Below are 18059 nucleotides of genomic sequence, written 5' to 3' on the forward strand. Positions count from 1 at the left end.
GACCCCCTCAGGTAAGCGCTTTCCTGGCAGGCTACCGGCGCGCGGACACCTCAGGCAAGCGCATACCGGACGGCGTTCATGGGCTACTCTGCACCGGTGGCGACTCTCGCGGACGTCGCGCGGCGGGCGGGGGTCTCGACCGCGACCGTTTCCCGCATCATCAACAACAGCCCCAAGCCGGTGGCCGAGGCGCTCCGCGAGCGTGTCCTCGCGGCCGTCGCCGAGCTCCAGTTCGTGCCGAACGCCAACGCGCAGCAGCTCGCCCGGGCCGACCGCAGCGCCGTCGGCGTTATCGTGCACGACGTCTCCGACCCCTACTTCGCCGAGATCACCCGGGGGCTGCAACGGGTCGCGACCGACCACGGCCGGCTGGTCATCATCTGCAACAGCTACCGCGACCCCGAGCGCGAACTCGCCTACGTCGACCTGCTGCACGCGCACCAGACCGCCGCGATCGTGCTGGCCGGCTCCGGATACCACGACGCGCCGATCACCGCCCGGCTCGACGCCAAGCTGCGCATCTACGAGAGCACCGGCGGGCGGGTCGCGGTGATCGGCCGGCACGAGCACGCCGGCGACGCGGTCGTGCCGGAGAACGAGCCCGGCGGCTACCTGGCCGGCGACGCGCTCTACCGCCTCGGCCACACCGCCATCGGCGTGATCGCCGGGCCGCGGCACCTGACCACCACGACCGACCGGCTGGCCGGGCTGCGGCGCGCCGCCAAGGAGCACGGCCACCGGCTGACCGCACGCCAGATCGCGTACGCGGACTTCGACCGCAACGGCGGCGGGGCCGCGGCGGCCGCCCTGCTGGCGGCGAACCCGGGCCTGACCGCGCTGGCCGCGCTCAACGACTCGATGGCCATCGGCGCGCTGGCCTGCCTGCGCGAGCGGGGCATCGACGTGCCGGGCCGGATGAGCCTGATCGGCTTCGACGACATGCCGATCTCCGTCGACGTGACGCCGCCGCTGAGCACCGTGCGGCTGCCGCTCGAGGAGATCGGCGTACGGGCGATGTCCCTTGCCCTGCGCGAGGGCGAGCGCGACGGCCCGCTGGTGGAGCACGCGACCGCGCGGCTGGTGCTGCGCGGCAGCACCGCCGCGCCCCCGTCCGCCTGAAATCACGGCGCGGGGACCCCGCCGGGCGGCGGGCGCCCCCGTGACGGAGAATCGGCGACCATGAGCGATCAAGCCTCCCCCCGGGCCCGCGACCTCGACATCGTCCTGTACGGCGCGACCGGCTTCGTCGGCGTGCTGGTCGCCGCGCACCTGGCGGCGTACGCGCCGGCCGGCACCCGGATCGCCCTGGCCGGCCGCTCGGCCGAGCGGCTGGAGGCCCTGCGCACCCGGCTCGGGGTCGACTGGCCGACCGTGGTCGCGGACGCCGCCGACGCGCCCGCGCTGGAGAAGCTGGCCGCCGCGGCGCACGTCGTCATCACGACCGTCGGCCCCTACGCGAAGTACGGCCGCGTCCTCGCGCACGCCTGCGCCGCCGCCGGCACCGACTACGTCGACCTGACCGGCGAGGTGCTCTTCGCCCGGGCGAGCATCGACGAGAACCACGAGCTGGCGAGCACGACCGGTGCCCGGATCGTGCACTCCTGCGGCTTCGACTCGATCCCCTCCGACATCGGGGTGCACGTCCTGCATGCCCAGGTCGAGGCCGACGGCGCGGGCGAGCTCACCGACACCACCCTCGTGGTCACCAGCCTGCGCGGCGGGGTCAGCGGCGGCACCATCGACTCGCTGCGCCACCAGCTGGACGTCGTCAAGAAGGACAGGTACTCGCGCCGGCTCGCCGCGAGCCCCTACTCGCTGAGCCCGGCGCCCGCGCAGGAGCCGGACCTCGGCGCGCAACGGGACATGGATACGCCCCGGGCCGCGGAGGTCGACCCCTCGCTGCGCGGCAGCCTCGCGCCGTTCGTGATGGCGCCCTACAACACCCGGGTGGTGCGGCGCAGCAACGCGCTGCGCGGATTCGCGTACGGCCGCGGGTTCCGCTACCGCGAGGCGATGAGCACGGGCACGTCGCCGCTGTCGCCGGTGCTGGCCGCGCTGACGAAGGTGGGCCTCGGCGCGCTGGCCGTCGGCCTGTCGCTGCCGCCGACCCGGTTCGTGCTGGACCGGATCCTGCCCAAGCCGGGCGAGGGCCCCGACGAGCGTGCCCGCCGCGCCGGACACTTCACCGTGGACGTGTTCACCAGGACCACCACCGGCGCCCGGTACAAGGCGCGGGTCCGGGCCAAGGGCGACCCCGGCTACGCCGCGACCGCGGTCATGCTCGCCGAGGCGGCGCTGGCCCTGGTCCTCGACCGCGCGGCGCTGCCCGACTCGCCCGGCGGGGTGCTCACCCCGGCCACCGGCATCGGCGACGCCCTGGTCGGGCGGCTGCGCGCCGCGGGCCTGGAGATCACCGCGGGAGCCATCGACGACTGAGACTGGCCTCGGCGTGCGCGGGCACGGTAGCGTGCGGTGACCGCTCCGCCCGCGTGGAGGCCCGGATGTTGCGCAGAGCCGCCCTAGTCCTCGCCGTCGCTGCCACCTTTCTCCTGACCGCGATCGCCCCGGCGGGCGCCTATCCCACCCTGTTCCAGCCGGGGTCGGCGGGCATCGGCGACCCGTACTTCCCGCTCGCCGGCAACGGCGGCTACGACGTGCGGCACTACGGGCTGGACATCACCTACGCGCCGGCGACGGACGCCCTGGCCGGCGTCGCGACGATCAGCGCGGTGGCGACGCAGGACCTGTCCTCGTTCAACCTGGACTTCGACGGGCTGACCCTGCGGTCGCTGACCGTCGACCGGCAGCCCGCCGCCTGGAGCCGGGCGAACGGCGAGCTGACCGTGACACCGCGCCGCGGCCTGCGCCGGGGACAGCCGTTCACGGTGGTGGCCCGCTACGACGGCGTGCCGCAGGTCATCCAGGACCCCAACCTGGGCGCCTCCGGCGTCTTCGCCACCGACGACGGCATGGTCATCGTCGGGCAGCCCGAGGTCGCCTCGACCTGGTTCCCGGTCAACGACCACCCGCTCGACAAGGCCTCCTACACGATCAGGATCACCGCGCCGCAGGGCCTGGAGTCGGTCTCCAACGGCGTGCTGGTCGGCCGCACCACCCGGCGCGGCTGGACCACGACGACCTGGGACGCCAAGGAGCCGATGGCCTCCTACCTGGCCACCGCCACCGTCGGCGAATACCGGGTGAAGGCCTACAAGGCGGGCGGGATCAAGTACCTGGACGCGCTCGACCCGAAGCTGTTCACGCCGCCGGCCGTGCCGCGCACCGGCAGCCGGATGGCGATGACCCAGGACGGCCAGCCGGCGTACAAGCGGCTGACCCGGACCATCGCCGTGCCCGCCGGCGGCGCGAACCTGAGCTTCCACGTCACCCGCGACACCGAGGACGGCTGGGACTTCTTCTTCGTCGAGGCCCGCACGGCCGGCGCGCAGGACTGGACCACCCTGCCGGACGCCAACGGGCACAGCCCGGCGGACACCGGCGCCGCCTGCCTCTACGCGCCGGACCTGCACCCGTTCCTGCTGCACTACCTGACGCCCGGCGCCGACGACGCCTGCGCGGCCACCGGCAGCAGCGGCCGGTGGTGGGCCGCGAGCGGCGGCAGCGACGGCTACGAGCCGTGGACGATCGACCTCTCCGGCTACGCGGGCCGTACGGTCGAGGTCTCGCTCAGCGCGGTCAACGACCAGTCGGTCACGTTCGCGGGAGCCTTCGTGGACGACGTGGTCGTCTCGACCGGCGAGGGCAGCACGTCCTTCGAGGACGACGGCGACACCCTCGACGGCTGGGCGCCCGGCGGGCCGCCGGCCGGCAGCCCGGCCAACCCGAGCAACTGGATCTCGGGTACGGCCGCCGACGGGCCGCCGACGCTGGGCGACACCGCCGCCGGTTCGCTGGCCCGCGAGCCCGAGATCGTCGGCTTCCTCTCCGGCGTCTTCGGGCCGTACCCCTTCTCTGCCTCCGGCGGCATCGTCGACAGCACCAGCGCGTTCGGCTTCGCGCTGGAGAACCAGACCCGCCCGGTGTACGCGCAGGGCTTCTTCGGCACCCCGCAGGACGGCGACGCCGTGGTGGTGCACGAACTCGCGCACCAGTGGTACGGCGACAGCCTGGCCCTCGCGCGCTGGCAGGACATCTGGCTCAACGAGGGCTTCGCGACGTACGCGGAGTGGCTGTGGAGCGAGCGCGAAGGCCTCGGCACGGCACAGCAGAACTTCGACTTCCTCTACGGCATCTTCGCCGACGACCCCACGTTCTGGGCGCTGCCGGTCGGCGACCCCGGCCCGGAGCACCTGTTCGACACGCCGGTCTACGTGCGCGGCGGCATGACGCTGCACATGCTGCGCCGGACGGTTGGCGACCCCGCGTTCTTCCGGATCCTGCGGACCTGGGCCTCGGCCAACCGCGGCGGCAACGTCACCACCGGCGAGTTCGTCGACCTGGCCGAGCGGATCTCCGGCCGGTCGCTGGACAAGCTCTTCGAGACCTGGCTCTTCAGCCCGATCCGCCCGGAGGTGGCGATGGCGCCGGTGACCGCCGCGAAGGTCGCCGGGCCGACCCCGGTCGTCAAGCGCTGGCTGCGGCGCTGAACGGATGGCAAGTCCGGTCGTCGATGTCGTCATCGCCGTGGTGCTCACGCTCTGGCTGACCGCGCTGGTCGCCTCGGCGATCGTCGAATGGGTCGGCAACCTGACCCGCAAGCGCGCCAAGTACCTGCTGCGCGGGCTGCGCAACATGCTCGACGCCAAGGGCGAGCGGTCGGCGGCCACCAAGCCCGGGCCGCTCGCCGGCGCCGAGGTCGAGAAGGAGATGTACGACAAGGCGCTGGCGCCCACCGACGGCACGGTCGGCGACGGCGGGCTGACCGCGCTGGTGTTCAACCACCCGGTGCTACGCGCGATGATGCAGCCCCGGCCGACCGAGGCGGGCGAGCGGACCCGGGTGCCGCCGTACGTGCCGGCCGAGATGTTCTCCCGGGCGCTGCTCGACACCCTGGTCCCCCGCGACGGCGGGCCGCTGACGCTGGAGCGGGTCCGCACGGCCGTCGCCGGGCTGGACCCCGCCCTGCCGGCCCGGCAGGCGCTGCTCGGGCTCGCCGACCAGAGCGCGGCGAGCCTCGACGACTTCCGCGCCGGCGTCGAGCACTGGTACGACGCACAGATGGACCGGGTGTCCGGCTGGTACAAGCGCTGGGCGAAGCGCTGGCTGCTGGTCGTCGCCGCCGTGCTGTGCCTGGCCGCCAACATCGACGCGTACGCGATCGCGGGCACCCTCTACCGCGACCCGGCGCTGCGGGCGGCGGTGGTCGGCCAGGTGCAGCAGGGCTCGGTCTGCGCCGACGTGCCGGTCGCCGAGCGACCCTCCTGCGTACGCGATCTGGTCGGCGCGATCGACGGCACCGGGCGCGTCATCTGGTGGCCCGAGGGCTGCCCGGCCACCCCGTCGGCGTGCGTGGCCCAGCCGGGCGAGGAGCCCGGCGCCGACGACTGGCTGATCAAGCTGCTCGGCCTCGCGCTCACCGCCGCCGCGGCAGCGGTCGGCGCACCCTTCTGGTTCGACCTGCTCAACCGGCTCGTCAACCTACGCGCCACCGGCCCGCGCCCGGAACCGAAGCCCTGACACCCAGGTGTTGTGCCGGCTCTTGACCTTGAAGCTGATCAGGCCCGCGAGGAAGCCCACCAGGAGTGCGCTCGTCGCCGTTATCGCCACCACTGGGGTTCACCTCCGCGCACGAGGTGGTTCGTGGTCATCGCCATGTCCTGCCTTCCGTGATGAGCGAGGGCACACCTACCTGCGACGTACTGTCACGGTGGCCCCGACTGCCCGCTGGTTGCCGCGGTGCGGCGGGACCGCATGCCCGGTCTCGATTCAGGGGTGGCGGCCGGTGTGGCGCGGTGGTCGCCGTGGGCTTCGCTGCTGTTCACCAGGTGTTGAGGTCACAGCGTGGCGGTCCGGTGACGCGGAATGAAGGCGACAGGCGTCAGCCGCTGTCAGCCGACGCGGCAGGTGTCGGAGTACAACCCGGAAGGTCCACGGCTGCTGTGCGCCGGGTGGCCGAGGCGCTCGGGTTCAGCGAGCTGGGCTCGCAGCTGAGCATTCGGCTCACGCCCTAGGCTGGGCAGTTGTGGATGACCTTGAGCATGCCCGGCGGCTCATCGCCGAACTCGGCGAGAGCTTCTGCCTGACTTTCGTCAAGGACGCCGGGCCGGGCGAGGCGCTGGCGCGGATGGGCGGCTGCCCGGACACCCTGCGGGAGCGTGGGCCCGGCGAGCTGTCCGGCCCGGCGACCGCCGCCGCGGTCCCCCTCGGCGCCTGGACCGTGGTGATCGAGCCCGGTGGCGGCCTCGGCGCCGATCACGCGCTGCTGGAGACGGCCTCGCGCGGCTCCGCGGCGGTCTCGGTGCTGCGCGGCGAGCAGTCCACCGCGCACTTCGGTTACGCCGTCGACGGGACGACGGTCGCTGGCTTCGACCCCGGCTATCCGACCGAGGAGACGATCTGGGGCGCCGACCCGGGCATGCTGCGCCACCTGATGGACGCGCTGGGGCTGCGGCCGCCGTCCGACGACACCGAGACGACGTGGCAGGACGCCGAGGCCCGGGCGATCGTGCTGGCGCAGCGGATCACCGGCGTCCGGGTGCCGGAGGCGCCGCTGGGCGCCGCCCGGCTCTCGGCGCGGCTCGAGCCCTGGTTCGTCACCCCCGCCCGGCCCGGCGACCTGCTGCGCGCCGGGCGGCGCGCCCCGCACGCGGCGGACCTGGTCGCCGCCGCGGAGGCGGCCGCGCCCGGCGTCCAGCGGGCGGTCGCGGTGGCGGAGGTACGCCGGCAGGCGGCCGCGCTCGGCGTCGCGGACGCGCCCGGCCTGACCGAGGCGCTCGACGCCGCCGCGACCGGCGCCGGCACCGGCGTCGCCGCCGACTCGCCCCTGGGGCTGCGGGTCCGGGACTGGCTGGCGGCGCCCGGCGACGACGGGCTCGGCTGGTTCGTCATGAGCCTGCGGGGCGTGCTGGGCGCCGACCCGCGGGTGGCCGTGCTCGCCGCCCTGCGGCCGCTCGCCACGGGCCCGGCCGCCCTGGCCGACGACGCGGCCCGGGAGTCGGCCCTGCGCGACCTACGCGGTCAGGACCGCTGACCTCGCGGAGAGGTGCTCCGCGATCCGGCTCAGCGCGGTGATGGTCTCGCGGTCACGTGGCTCGTCGTCCTCGGTCGGCCAGGCGCTGGTCTTGACGATCACGACGTCGGCCACCGGGTCGACGAAGAGGTACTGGCCGTGCACCCCGAGGCCGGCGAAGGCACGGTGGTCGCCGGCGAGGGTCCACCACTGGCCGGCGTACCCGTAGTGGTCGTAGCCGCTGGGGCCCAGCGCGCCGACGGCCAGGTGCGGGACGTTGCGGACGGCGGTGCGGCGCACCCAGGACCGGGGCACGATCTGCTCGCCGGCGATCCGGCCCTCGTGCGACATGATCAGCCCGAGGCGGGCCACGTCGCGGGCGGTCGCGTTGAGCGAGCCGCCGCCGATCGCCGTCCGCGGCCGGGACCGGGAGAGCCAGTAGTACGCGTCGCGGTCGGCGCCGATGCGGCTCCACAGCCGCTCGGCGGCGTACCGGGCCAGGGTGCGGCCGGTGGCCGCCTCGAGCACCCAGCCGAGAAGCTGCGAGTCGAGGGTCGAGTAGTTGAAGCGCGCGCCCGGCAGTGCGGTGCGGCGTGCGCCGCGCAGCACGTCGAGGACGGTGCCGCGGCCCAGGCAGGCCGCCTCGAAGCGCTTGATGTCCGCGCCGGGCACGTCCCACTTCTCCAGGCCGCCGACGCCGCTGGACATGTCGAGCAGGTCGGCCAGGGTGGTGCCGTCGTAGGCCGTGCCGGCGAAGTCGGGCCGGTAGTCGGTGACCGGGTCGTCGAGGCCGCCGATGGCGCCCTCGGCCAGGGCGATGCCGATGAGCATCGAGGTGACCGACTTCGACAGCGAGAAGAGCTGAAACCGGGCGCGCGGCCCGGCGAAGGTACCCGGGTAGGTCTCGTGCACGAGCTCGCCGCGGTGCAGCACGACGAACGCCGTGGTGAACGTCCGGCGGTGCAGATCCGGCAGGGTGTACTCGCGGCCGTCGAACCGGTAGGTCAGCGCGAGGGGCCGTGACCGGCCCGCCAGTGGAAACCGGAACCCACCCCGCGACACCCGCTCGGTGGGCAGCAGCCGGTTCATGTGGGTGAAAGTCCACTCGTTGAACGGGCGGCGCATGATCAGGTCGCCCTGGCGCTCCCACCAGGACTTTCCCGTGGTCAGGGCGTCCCGGTAGAGATACTGGTCGGTCACGTCGGCCATGAAGGTCCCCGTCGTCCTCGTCGATCCGGTGCACGTCGTGTGCGTGGTGCGAGACGTCTCGGAAGAGTTCACGCAGCGCGGGCCCGGACGGTTCGACGGCGAGGGCGAAAAGATCGACCCAGATCGCTGAAGGCCCCACGGGACGCCTGTCCCGTGGGGCGCGAGCTCAGCGGGAGAGCGGCAGCACGACCCGGGAGACGCCCAGCCGCACGCCGACCTCGGTGCCGGCCGGGTACCTCAGGGTGTGGTCCCGGTCGGTGGAGATGAGCACCAGGCCGATCCGGTGACCGGCCGCGAAGACGTGGTCCTGCGTCTGGAGGTCCCAGGTGAACGTGTACGTCTTCCCGGCACGCACGGGCGTGCTGTGCGCGGCGGAGCGCCGGTTGCGCACGTCGAGCCAGCCGCGGGTGACGATCTCGGAGGAGGTCTGCGCGGTGACGTACTCCCGGCGGTTGAAGCAGCCCGGATCACCGGGGATGCCGGGGCCGACGCAGTCCTGCACCGACAGCGACCGCACCCCGGCGTAGCGGTCCGCGACGCCGTAGTCGACGAGCAGCGCGGTCAGGTAGGGCGACGCGCCGTCCAGGTCGGCGCGGACGGTCACCCGGGGCGTGCCGGACAGCCGGGTCTCGGCGGCGAGCGGCTCGGACAGGTACGCCAGCCGGTTCGGGTCGGCGCTCGTCTCGTCGTCGGCGAGCTCACCCGCGGTCTGCGCCGGGTCGTCGACGAAGGACTGCCGGACGCCGGCCGCGGACGGCCGCGGCGCCAGGCCGGACCCGCCCAGGAACATCGCGGTGGGCCGCGTGCCCGACGGCGGCCAGGTGCGGGAGGTACGCCACACGTTCGGCGCGACCTCGACGTCGGCCATCGGCTCGCGCATGACGCCAGTGTCGATCTTGTACAGCCACTGATCGAACCAGCGGTGCAGGGTGCTCAGCCACTCGGCGCGGCGTACGTTGAACGGGTCGTTGTGCCCGGCCTGGTGCAGCCAGATCTTGCGCGGCACGTGCCGGCGGGCCAGCGCGTCCCACCACTGCCCGGCCTGGATCGTCCGGACGTTGTCGTCGTGCAGGCCGTGCACCAGCAGCACGCTGGCGCGCACCTTGTCCACGTCGCGCAGGTAGTCGCGCTCGGCCCAGTAGCGGCTGTAGTCGCCGGTGACCCGGTCCTGTTCGCGCTCCAGGTCCGCCATCACGCCGGCGCAGACCTCCGGGTTCGCGCGGGTCAGCACCGCCTTGGCGAGCACGTCGGTGTCCTCGCCCTGGAAGCCACCGGGCGCCACCACCCCGCCGTTGGCCCGGTAGTAGTCGTACCAGCTCGAGATCGCGGCGATGGGCACGATCGTCTCCAGCCCGCGCACGCCGGTCGCGGCGACCGCGTTCGGCAGGGTGCCGTTGTAGGAGACGCCGATCATGCCGGTGCGCCCGGTCGACCAGTCGGCCCGCACCGGTGCGCCGGCGGCGTCGAAGCCCGGCGCGCGACCGTTGAACCAGTCCACGACGGCCTTCATGCCGAGGGTCTCGTTGCGCCCGCCCGAGGTCGGGCAGCCGTCGGAGCCGCCGCTGCCGAGGCTGTCGGCGAAGACCACCGCGTAGCCGCGCGGCACGAAGTAGTTGTCGAGGTAGCCGGCGAAGAAGATGGACTCGGCCGCGCGGTCGGCGCCGGGCTCGGCGGCGCGCCGGGCGGCGGCCGCGCCGCGGTCGATGTCGTCGTGGTTCGGTACGTCGTTGAGCCCGGCGTAGTAGGGGCTGGCCTGGAAGATCACCGGCACCTTGGCATCGGTGCGGGGCCGGATGATGCGGACGGCGACCCGGTCGGGCCTGCCGTCGGCGTCGCTGTCGACCCCGGTCTGCACCCAGACCTGCTCGCGGATGGCCTGCGCGTAGTCGTGGACCGGTTCGGTGCCGCTGGCGACCGGGGCGGCCTGCGCCACCGCGGCTGTCGCCAGGACCGTGAGGGCGGCGGTGGTGATGGCGGCGAGGGTGTGCGCCACACTTCGGACGGATCGCATCCGGCGACCCTATCGCCTGCCATCGATGTGCGGGACCGGCTACGCGACCTGGGTCTCGGGCAGGAACGCCGCGATGAGCGGACCGCGCGACCGGCGTGGACCCGACCGGCGGCGTCTCGGATAGTTGGCGGCGACCACGCTCCGCGCCCAGCGCATGCGCTGGGCGGCGGCCTCCGGGTTGTCGCCGTAGCCGTATGCCATCTGTGCGGCGCAGCCGCGCACTCCCCCGTGGACGCGGACGGCGTCCTGGATCGCGCGCTCGGCGTCGGCCGAGGTGGGCTCGGAGCCGGTGGGCAGGTCGCTGGTGAACAGGGCCTCCGCACGGGCGGCCATGATGATGTCGACGCTTCGCATCGTGCAACTCCTTGGCGGGTCGGGTTATACCTCGAGGATGAGACCGCCGCGCAAGGAAGTCCTCCGGTTTCCTCCCTGACCCGGACCCCGGTTCTGGGACCCGCGTCTCAGGGGTGCCGCCCCTACGTGGGACGAACGGCGCGCTCGGTGTCACCGACGATGGCATCGACCATCCGCGGCCAGGCGGCCCGTGGCAGATCGTGGCCCATTCCCGGGATAACGAGCAGCTCGGCGCGCTGACGGCGATGAGCTGTCAGTCGTCGCAGGCGATCTTGTTGCCGTCGCTGTCGAGTTTCTGACGGTCCTCGCCGACCACGCGGAGCCGCTCGAAGCCGTGCCCGGCGAGCCACGCGCACCGGTCCGTCGTGCCGTCCGGGAACGTCCACGGCACGCACTGGGTGATCGTGCCGTAGTTGTGGTCGCAACCGTCGACGTTGGCCGGCACGTGGTGGGTGGCCGTCGGCGAGGGCAGCGGCCGCTGTGGGCGTACCCCCGGCTGTTGCGCGAAGGTCTGCACGAACGGCCCGGCGGTGGCCGAGGTGGCCGGTGAGCGCGGCGCCGGTGTCGTCGGAGACGGCGGCGGCGCCGCGGCGGCGCCGGACGTCGTCGCCGGCGCCGGCGCCGCCGGGGTCGCGGACAGCGGCCAGGTGGTGTCGGTCGGCCGGGGCGCGGCCGCGCCCGCCGGGTGGGCGTCCTGCCCGCCCGGCGCCGCGAGGAGCCAGACCGCGGCGGCCAGGACGCCGGCCGCGCCCAGGACCGCGGCGGCGTGGCGTTTCGGAGTCACTTGACCTGGACCCACTGCGCGACCGACGGCACGCCGTTGGTGCCGACCACGAAGAGCATGTACCAGCCGGGCGGCGCCAGGTTCGGGTTGCTCGTCAGGTTCAGCCCGATGGTGTTGCCGTTGACGGTCATCGGCAGGTCGATGTAGCGCTGGTTCGGATCGCTGGAGTGGGTGACGGCCTCCGGGCGGATCAGGGACGCCTTGAGGATCGGGCCGTCCACGGTGATCTGCTTGCTGGTCCCGTACGCCCACTGCTGCCCGGCCACGCTCAGGATCTGCGGGCGGCCGCCCTTGAACAGGTACGGCGGCGAGTAGACCGAGATCCGCATCTCGAACGTGCCGTTGCCGGGGTTGTCGCCGACGGCCATCACCCGCCCGTCGGGCAGCAGGAACGCCGACGAGTGGTAGGTGCGCGGCACCGGGTCGGTCGCCATCCCCGGGGTGAACGTGTCCGTCGCCGGGTCGAACATCGACGCCTCGTACACCGGGTCGGCCCGGTTGTGCAGGCCGCCGCCGGTCTCGAAGACCTTGCCGTCGGGCAGCAGCACCGCGGAGACGTACATCTTGCCCTGCGCGGCCGTCTGCGGCACGCCGCCGGTCAGCGTGCCGGTCGGCAGCTGCGGGCCGGGCCGGTAGACCGGGGTGGCCTGCTTGAGGTCGATCAGGTCGGTGAGCCGGTTGGCGTCCGGGTTGGTGTCGATGTTGCCGCCGCCGAGGGTCAGCACCCGCTGGTCCTGCGCCGGCGGCAGCAGCACGCTCATCGACTGGTCGCGCTCGTCCTTGGCGCGCAGGCCGGTCACGGGGGTGATGGTGTTCGCGCCGTAGTCGTAGATGGACGCGCCGGTTCCGGGCAGGCCGTTGCCGAAGACGTGGCTGCCCGTGTAGAAGAGCCGGCCGTCCTGCATGAGGATCATCGACGGGTACAGGCCCCAGAAGCTCCAGGTCTGGTTGGCCTCGCCGAGCGGGAGCCAGCGCTGGTCGGAGCTGTCGAAGTACTGCGTCGCGACGGTGCCGGACGAGTCCTCGCCGAGGCCGCCGAGGGAGACGACGTCGCCGTTGCCCAGCACCGTCGCCGAGGGATACCAGGAGCCGCCCGACATGTCGTTGACCCTGGTGTACGCCATGGTGTCCGGGTCGAAGACGAACGAGTCGCGCAGCCCCTTGTAGCCGTGGCTGCCGTCGACCGCCGGATAGTCCTTGTTGCCGCCCATGATGAGCACCCGCCCGTCGGCGAGCTGGACGTGGCCGGAGCAGAACAGGTCCGCCGGGGTCGGCACGGCGGTGAAGGTGCCCGTCCGGGGCCGGTAGACGGCGGTGGTGAAGCTGCCGGCGGCGAACGCGGCCGGGTCGTTGCCGGAGCCGGCGACGAGCAGCACGTCGCCGTTCTTGAGCACCACGGCGTGGATGCCGCGGACCGGCGACTCGAACGGCATGACCTGCCAGGCGCCGGCGGTACAGGCCGGGCCGGCGCTGCACGAGGTGCCGGGCGCGGGCTGCGTCGCGTCGACCATCGAGTAGTCGTCGGTCTCCAGCGTGCCGGCGCCGTAGATGGTGACGCCCCAGACGATCTGGTCGGTGCCGGCGGGCACCGGCGGCGTGCGGACCGTCCGCGGGGTCCACGTGGTCGTGACGGCCAGCGTCGCGAGGTCGGTCCAGTAGACCCAGCCCTGCGCCACGTCGTGCCGGAACATCGTCATGACCGTGTTCGCGGTGGTGGTCTTGTACCAGGCCGTGAGGTCGTACTGGTGGCCCGGCGTCACGTTCGGCGCGCAGGACGGGTTCTCCAGCATCAGGGCCTTGCGGTCGCCGCTGCTGATCGCGCCGACGGTGACCTGCATGGCGTTGGTGCCGCCGTGCGGCGCCGCGTGGGTCACCTCGAAGGTGTGCGTGCTGTCGCCCCAGCCGGACCGCTCCCAGCAGACCGGGAAGCCGTCGGCGGCGAGCACCTCGAGGCCGGGGTTGCTGAGCAGGTTGGCGCCCGCGAAGGAGCGGCCCGGCACGGCCAGCACGAGCAGCAGGGTCAGGACGACGACCTGGGCCGTCCGGATCCGGTCGCGCCGGCTGAAGAGCGGCAGGGCCGGGCGGTTCACGCGGTCTCCACGGCGGCGGTCTTGGGCCGGGCCCGGTAGATGACCTTGTCGAGGACGAGGAAGCGCAGCACGAAGGAGGTCAGCAGCGTGATCAGATTGGCGGCCAGCACGCCGACGTGCGCGCCGCCGACGAGCAGGGCCAGCATCGGGATCCGCAGCAGCAGGTCCACGTTGCCCATCACGAAGAAGCGGCCCATCCGGCCGCCGAGGCTGCGGTGCCGGCGGTTGCGGTACAGCAGGGTGTCGGTCAGGGCGAAGTTCCACCCGACCGCGACCAGGTTCGCCACCACCGCGGCCGGCAGGTAGTGCACGCCGACCTGGGTGAGGAACCACAGCGCGAGCTGGTTGGGCAGCAGGCCGGAGACGCCGATGAGGGCGAAGGCCAGCATCCGGGTGCGTTCCGCGCCGAAGCGCAGGATCGCGAGGTGCTTGAGGAACCGGACGCCCTCGGCGAACGTCGACTTGGACTCGCCGGCGTGGCGCCGCTGGAACGTGTACGGCACCTCGACGATGCGGCCGGGCCGGTTGCGCACGACGAGTTCGAGCAGCACCTTGTAGCCCAGCGGGCGAAGCTGCTCGACCTCGAGGGAGCTGGTGCGCACGGCGAAGAGCCCGCTCATCGGGTCGCTCACCCGCGACAGCGAGTTGCGGAAGATCAGCTTGGTCGCGAAGGTCGAGCCGCCGGAGACGAACCTGCGGTAGCCGCCGTCGAGTCCGTCGCTGCCGCCGCCGCCCGCGTACCGGGTGCCGACGACCAGGTCCGCGCCGTCGCGCAGGCCGGCCGCGATCAGGTCCGGCACTATCTCCGGCGGGTGCTGGAGGTCGGCGTCCAGCACCACGATCCAGGCGCCCCGCGCCAGCCGCATGCCCTCGACGACCGCGCCGCCGAGCCCGCCGGCGCCGCGCTCGCGGTGGTGCACCGTGATCGGGATCGGGCAGGTCCGCGCCGCGCGGCGGATCACGTCCGGGGTGTCGTCGGTGCTGTCGTCGACGAAGACGATCTCCGAGTCGCTCGCCGGCAGCGCCGCCACCAGCCGCCGCAGCAGCGTCTCGATGTTGTCGCGCTCGTTGAAGGTCGGGATGACGATGGTCTGCCGCAGCGCCGTCGCCACCTGCAGTTCGCCGATCACGCCGGTCAGGGTGGCCCGGAAGTCGCTTACCGGGCGGTCGTCGGCGGTGAGGGTCACGGCTTCTCCTTGTCGATCCGGCGGATCTCGATACGGCCGTCCTGCGGGCCGAACGAGGCGATCGCCGTGGAATTCGTCAGCAGCTTGGTCACCATCGGCAGGGAACCGGGGTCCTGGCGCAACGCCGGCGTGGAGACGATGTAGTCGACGTCGCGCCAGCCGGCGGGCAGCCGGGCGGCGACCTCCGTGTCGAGGTCCAGCTTGTAGAACCAGATCACGTTCTCCCGCCGGTATCCGGCGTTGACGGCGTCCAGCCAGAGCACGTCGTCGAGGACCACCGTGGTGCCCGGGCGGTCCGGCACCTGGGTGCGCAGATAGTTCGCCGCCGCCACGTACTGCGCGTTGTCGTTCGTGGTCAGCGCCCGGCGGTCGCCGACGTACCAGCGGGGCAGCACCAGGGTGAGCGCCGCCGCTGCGGCCAGAGCGAGGATCGACCAGCGCCACCAGGACCGGCCCGGCCGCAGCCGGATCGTGCCCTCCTCGACGACGCCCGCGATGACGATGGCGAAGAACGGCAGGATCTGCACGACGTACATGGCGGGCAGGTAGCCGCCGGGCCGCAGCGCGACGAGCGCGAGGATCGTCGCGGCGACCGCGGGTGCCCGCAGCCGGCGCACGGCGAGCGCGAGCGCGGTGGCGACCAGGCCGGCCGCCAGGATCACCGTGTCGTAGTAGAGCCACGCGGCGATCAGCGAGCGCGAGCCTGAGCCCTCGTCGAGGACGGTGCCGGAGCCGGAGCGCGACATCAGCTGGAACTGCCAGGCCCCGATGAGCGACACGTGGCCGGGGCCGGGGAACAGCTCGCCGCGCAGCAGCGCGTACAGCGGGTAGAAGGCGCCGACCAGCACGATGCCGCTGACGTAGCCGCCGAACGCCCACGGCCGGGTGGCGGTCCGCGCGGCGTTCTGCCACATCGCCACCAGCACCGCCGGCACGGTGATGAGCATCGTCTCCTTGGACAGCACCGAGACGGCGGTCGCGGCGCCGGCGGCGGCGTAGTGCCACAGGTGCTTGCGCGGCGAGAGCGCGAGCGCCAGGGCGCCGAGCATCCACGCCACCGCGAAGCTGTCCAGGTAGATCTGCCGGTTCATGGTGACCGCCAGCGGCGACAGGCCGAACGTCAGCAGCGCCAGGGCCGCGGCCCACCGGGAGAAGTTCAGCCGCCGGCCGATCAGGTAGACAAGCAGCAGGCTGACCGCGACGACCGGCAGCATCGCGAGGCGGCCACCGGCGACGGCGAGCAGGTCGGGCGCGAGCGCGGCCGGCAGCCACGCGAGACCGGCGAGCTGGATCCAGGCGAGCGGCGGGTGGTCGTACCAATAGGTGTAGTGGGCCAGGCCGTGACCGTGCCCCACCGCCCAGGCCTGTGCGAGGTAGGTGCCCTCGTCGTCGGTCGCGGTCGGGAAGCCGGTGATGTTCCAGGCCAGGACGAAGAGCACCAGGGCGGTCAGGCCGCCCGCGAGATACAGGTCCGTCCGCGACCCGCTCCGGCGCACGGTTTCCGGTACGGCGGGAGCCGTGACGACCTCGATCGGAGCATCTACGAGAAGGCTCATGCCGCGACACCGCTCTCCACCAGGTGCGCACCGGTGTGCGCGGTCAGTTCCCAGTCGCGCCGCCCGGTGTATTCGCGCCAGACCGCGCGCAGCGCCGCCGCGGCGAGCACCAGCGCGTACGGGAAGAAGCCGACGATCAGGCGGGTGTAGTGGTGCCAGCGGATGCGCATGCCGTACTGCTTGCCGAAGTCGCGCAGCCCGACCGTCTGGAAGACCAGGTTGGCCGCCATCGGGATGACCGGAATGAAGGTGATCAGGGCGACGAACACCGGGAGCTCGGCCCAGACGGCGATGGCGATGCCGATCGGGATCACGACGCCGGAGAAGGCCTGCAGGAACGGCTGGGTCAGGGTGTAGCGGGCGAGCATGCGCTGGCCGAAGCCCGGCAGCCGGCGCCACTCACCCTTGCGGTACACCTGGAGGAAGCCCTGGTTCCACCGGGTGCGCTGCTTGAGCAGCGACCTGAGCGTGCCGGGCGTCTCCTCCCGGGTCACGATCGCCGAGTCGTACGCGACGACCACCTTGGCACCCCGGCTGGACAACCGCACGCCCAGATCGCAGTCCTCGGCGAGGCAGGTGCCGTCCCAGCCGTTCGCGGCGCGCAGCACGTCGGTGCGGACGAAGACCGTGTTGCCGCCGAGCGGGATGAAGCCCTTCTCGGCGTGCAGGTGCAGCCTGCTGCGGAACCAGAAGAAGTACTCCAGGCAGTTGTGCAGGCTGTACCAGCTGGAGTGGAAGTTGATGAGCTGCACGCCGCCCTGCACCACGTCGGCGCCGGTGGACCGGAAGGCGTGGTCGACGTGCTCCAGCAGCGCCGGGTCCACCTGGTCCTCGGCGTCGAAGACACCGACCACGTCGCCGCGGCAGTACGGCAGCGCGGCGTTGAGCGCACGCGGCTTGTTCTTGTGTTCGCTGGTGTCGGTCACCACCAGGATGCGGCCGGGCGCGGTGGCCGCCACCCGGTGCGCCACCTCGGCGGTCTCCGGGTCGTCGTGACCCACGATGACGATGATCTCGAAGCCCTCGTGCGACGACTCGAGCAGGCGCTCGACGGTGCGCTCCAGCACCGCCTGCTCGTGCCGGGCGGGCACCAGCAGGGAGAACGTCAGCCGGTGCGCGCCGTCGGGCGGCGCGAAGCGGGTCGAGGCCAGCGTCTCCGGCGTGCGCCAGGCGTGCATCGTCCACCAGAGGGTGACCGCGGCGAACACCGCGAGCACCAGCGAAACCAGAATCATGACGGCGGCAGCCAATCCCCGTTGCCTTTCCGAATGCGGTGGGCCCCTCCACACCGGCGGGCAAACAATAGCCCGAAACACAGTGGACCCATCAACCCGGCACGCAGATTTTTACACCGACTCGGATCCGTTCTCGGAAATGGATACCGCCGGTAACACGCCCTTAATTTATGGCCCGGCAATCGGGCGATCACCGCACCAATGTCGAACACAGTTCTGACATCGCGGGATTCGCTGGGTTATGGCCGGTTCAAGCCGTTGCCGCGGCCCGGCCCAACGTCCGGTGATCCTCGCAAACCGAAGGTACTACTGGCATCCGCCGAACGGACGACCGAAAAATGAGACGCGGGGCACACTGGGTGCGATACCTCCGCCGCGGACCTGTGAACGACTTCGGGGACCCGAAGCGATCATGCAATTACAGAATGTGCGGCGGGTACCCACAAATGCCACGGAATGTGCGCCGGCGGATGCCGCCGGGCTTATTGATTTCATTGGTCGGAG

At 72.7% G+C, this 18059-nt stretch carries 14 protein-coding genes; 6 read left to right on the top strand and 8 right to left on the bottom strand.

The window, feature by feature from the left end:
* The first annotated feature begins 96 nt into the window (after positions 1-96).
* The 5 genes from BJ971_RS20745 (at position 97) to BJ971_RS20770 (ending at position 7150) form a co-directional block, all read left to right on the top strand.
* Entirely contained in the window at positions 97-1119 is a 1023-nt protein-coding gene (locus BJ971_RS20745; RefSeq protein WP_184994906.1) for a LacI family DNA-binding transcriptional regulator, read from the top strand.
* A 60-nt stretch (positions 1120-1179) separates the two neighbouring features.
* A complete protein-coding gene (locus BJ971_RS20750) occupies positions 1180-2436 on the top strand; it encodes a saccharopine dehydrogenase family protein (protein WP_184994907.1) in 1257 nt (418 codons plus the stop codon).
* A gap of 65 nt (positions 2437-2501) precedes the next feature.
* Positions 2502-4607, top strand: a complete 2106-nt coding sequence (locus tag BJ971_RS40645) for a M1 family metallopeptidase (RefSeq protein ID WP_203709220.1) — start codon at positions 2502-2504, stop codon at positions 4605-4607.
* A 4-nt stretch (positions 4608-4611) separates the two neighbouring features.
* Positions 4612-5637, top strand: a complete 1026-nt coding sequence (locus BJ971_RS20765) for a hypothetical protein (protein ID WP_184994908.1) — start codon at positions 4612-4614, stop codon at positions 5635-5637.
* A 505-nt stretch (positions 5638-6142) separates the two neighbouring features.
* Positions 6143-7150, top strand: coding sequence for a DUF6461 domain-containing protein (locus tag BJ971_RS20770; protein ID WP_184994909.1), 1008 nt, complete (start codon positions 6143-6145; stop codon positions 7148-7150).
* Here the strand turns inward: BJ971_RS20770 and BJ971_RS20775 are convergent.
* On the bottom strand, positions 7130-8338 hold the full coding sequence (locus BJ971_RS20775) for a serine hydrolase domain-containing protein (protein ID WP_184994910.1): 1209 nt from the start codon (positions 8336-8338) through the stop codon (positions 7130-7132). The two genes, BJ971_RS20770 and BJ971_RS20775, sit on opposite strands and share 21 nt — an antisense overlap.
* Here BJ971_RS20775 and BJ971_RS41435 point away from each other — a divergent pair.
* Positions 8337-8468 (top strand): hypothetical protein, encoded by a 132-nt coding sequence (locus BJ971_RS41435; protein ID WP_260415121.1) that lies wholly within the window; start codon positions 8337-8339, stop codon positions 8466-8468. The genes BJ971_RS20775 and BJ971_RS41435 overlap by 2 nt on opposite strands.
* Positions 8469-8504: 36 nt before the next feature.
* Here BJ971_RS41435 and BJ971_RS20780 read toward each other — a convergent pair whose 3' ends face one another.
* The 7 genes from BJ971_RS20780 to BJ971_RS20810 form a co-directional block, all read right to left on the bottom strand.
* Positions 8505-10349: a Xaa-Pro dipeptidyl-peptidase gene (locus tag BJ971_RS20780; RefSeq protein WP_184994911.1), complete on the bottom strand. Its 1845-nt coding sequence runs from the start codon at positions 10347-10349 to the stop codon at positions 8505-8507.
* A gap of 39 nt (positions 10350-10388) precedes the next feature.
* Positions 10389-10703 carry a hypothetical protein gene (locus tag BJ971_RS20785; RefSeq protein ID WP_184994912.1) on the bottom strand — a complete coding sequence of 105 codons (315 nt, stop codon included), beginning with the start codon at positions 10701-10703 and terminating at the stop codon, positions 10389-10391.
* Positions 10704-10956: 253 nt separating this feature from the next.
* Positions 10957-11487 carry a hypothetical protein gene (locus BJ971_RS20790; RefSeq protein ID WP_184994913.1) on the bottom strand — a complete coding sequence of 177 codons (531 nt, stop codon included), beginning with the start codon at positions 11485-11487 and terminating at the stop codon, positions 10957-10959.
* Positions 11484-13577 (bottom strand): galactose oxidase early set domain-containing protein, encoded by a 2094-nt coding sequence (locus tag BJ971_RS20795; RefSeq protein ID WP_203709219.1) that lies wholly within the window; start codon positions 13575-13577, stop codon positions 11484-11486. The genes BJ971_RS20790 and BJ971_RS20795 overlap by 4 nt, the downstream gene beginning before the upstream one ends.
* Entirely contained in the window at positions 13574-14764 is a 1191-nt protein-coding gene (locus BJ971_RS20800; RefSeq protein WP_184994914.1) for a glycosyltransferase, read from the bottom strand. The genes BJ971_RS20795 and BJ971_RS20800 overlap by 4 nt, the downstream gene beginning before the upstream one ends.
* Complete coding sequence (locus BJ971_RS20805; protein ID WP_184994915.1) at positions 14761-16320, bottom strand: ArnT family glycosyltransferase; 1560 nt, start codon at positions 16318-16320, stop codon at positions 14761-14763. Before BJ971_RS20805 ends, BJ971_RS20800 begins: the two co-directional genes overlap by 4 nt.
* Positions 16317-17555, bottom strand: coding sequence for a glycosyltransferase (locus BJ971_RS20810; RefSeq protein ID WP_184994916.1), 1239 nt, complete (start codon positions 17553-17555; stop codon positions 16317-16319). Before BJ971_RS20810 ends, BJ971_RS20805 begins: the two co-directional genes overlap by 4 nt.
* Positions 17556-18059 lie beyond the last annotated feature (504 nt).

Origin of the sequence: Amorphoplanes digitatis (assembly GCF_014205335.1) — a bacterium.
Taxonomy (GTDB): domain Bacteria; phylum Actinomycetota; class Actinomycetes; order Mycobacteriales; family Micromonosporaceae; genus Actinoplanes; species Actinoplanes digitatus.

What these genes read in the sequence shown, in the direction of transcription:
- BJ971_RS20765 (WP_184994908.1), top strand. Translation starts at nt 4,612, where the DNA reads ATGGCAAGTCCGGTCGTCGATGTCGTCATCGCCGTGGTGCTCACGCTC.
- BJ971_RS40645 (WP_203709220.1), top strand. Translation starts at nt 2,502, where the DNA reads ATGTTGCGCAGAGCCGCCCTAGTCCTCGCCGTCGCTGCCACCTTTCTC.
- BJ971_RS20775 (WP_184994910.1), bottom strand. Translation starts at nt 8,338, where the DNA reads ATGGCCGACGTGACCGACCAGTATCTCTACCGGGACGCCCTGACCACG.
- BJ971_RS20750 (WP_184994907.1), top strand. Translation starts at nt 1,180, where the DNA reads ATGAGCGATCAAGCCTCCCCCCGGGCCCGCGACCTCGACATCGTCCTG.
- BJ971_RS20785 (WP_184994912.1), bottom strand. Translation starts at nt 10,703, where the DNA reads ATGCGAAGCGTCGACATCATCATGGCCGCCCGTGCGGAGGCCCTGTTC.
- BJ971_RS20780 (WP_184994911.1), bottom strand. Translation starts at nt 10,349, where the DNA reads ATGCGATCCGTCCGAAGTGTGGCGCACACCCTCGCCGCCATCACCACC.
- BJ971_RS41435 (WP_260415121.1), top strand. Translation starts at nt 8,337, where the DNA reads ATGAAGGTCCCCGTCGTCCTCGTCGATCCGGTGCACGTCGTGTGCGTG.
- BJ971_RS20810 (WP_184994916.1), bottom strand. Translation starts at nt 17,555, where the DNA reads ATGATTCTGGTTTCGCTGGTGCTCGCGGTGTTCGCCGCGGTCACCCTC.
- BJ971_RS20805 (WP_184994915.1), bottom strand. Translation starts at nt 16,320, where the DNA reads ATGAGCCTTCTCGTAGATGCTCCGATCGAGGTCGTCACGGCTCCCGCC.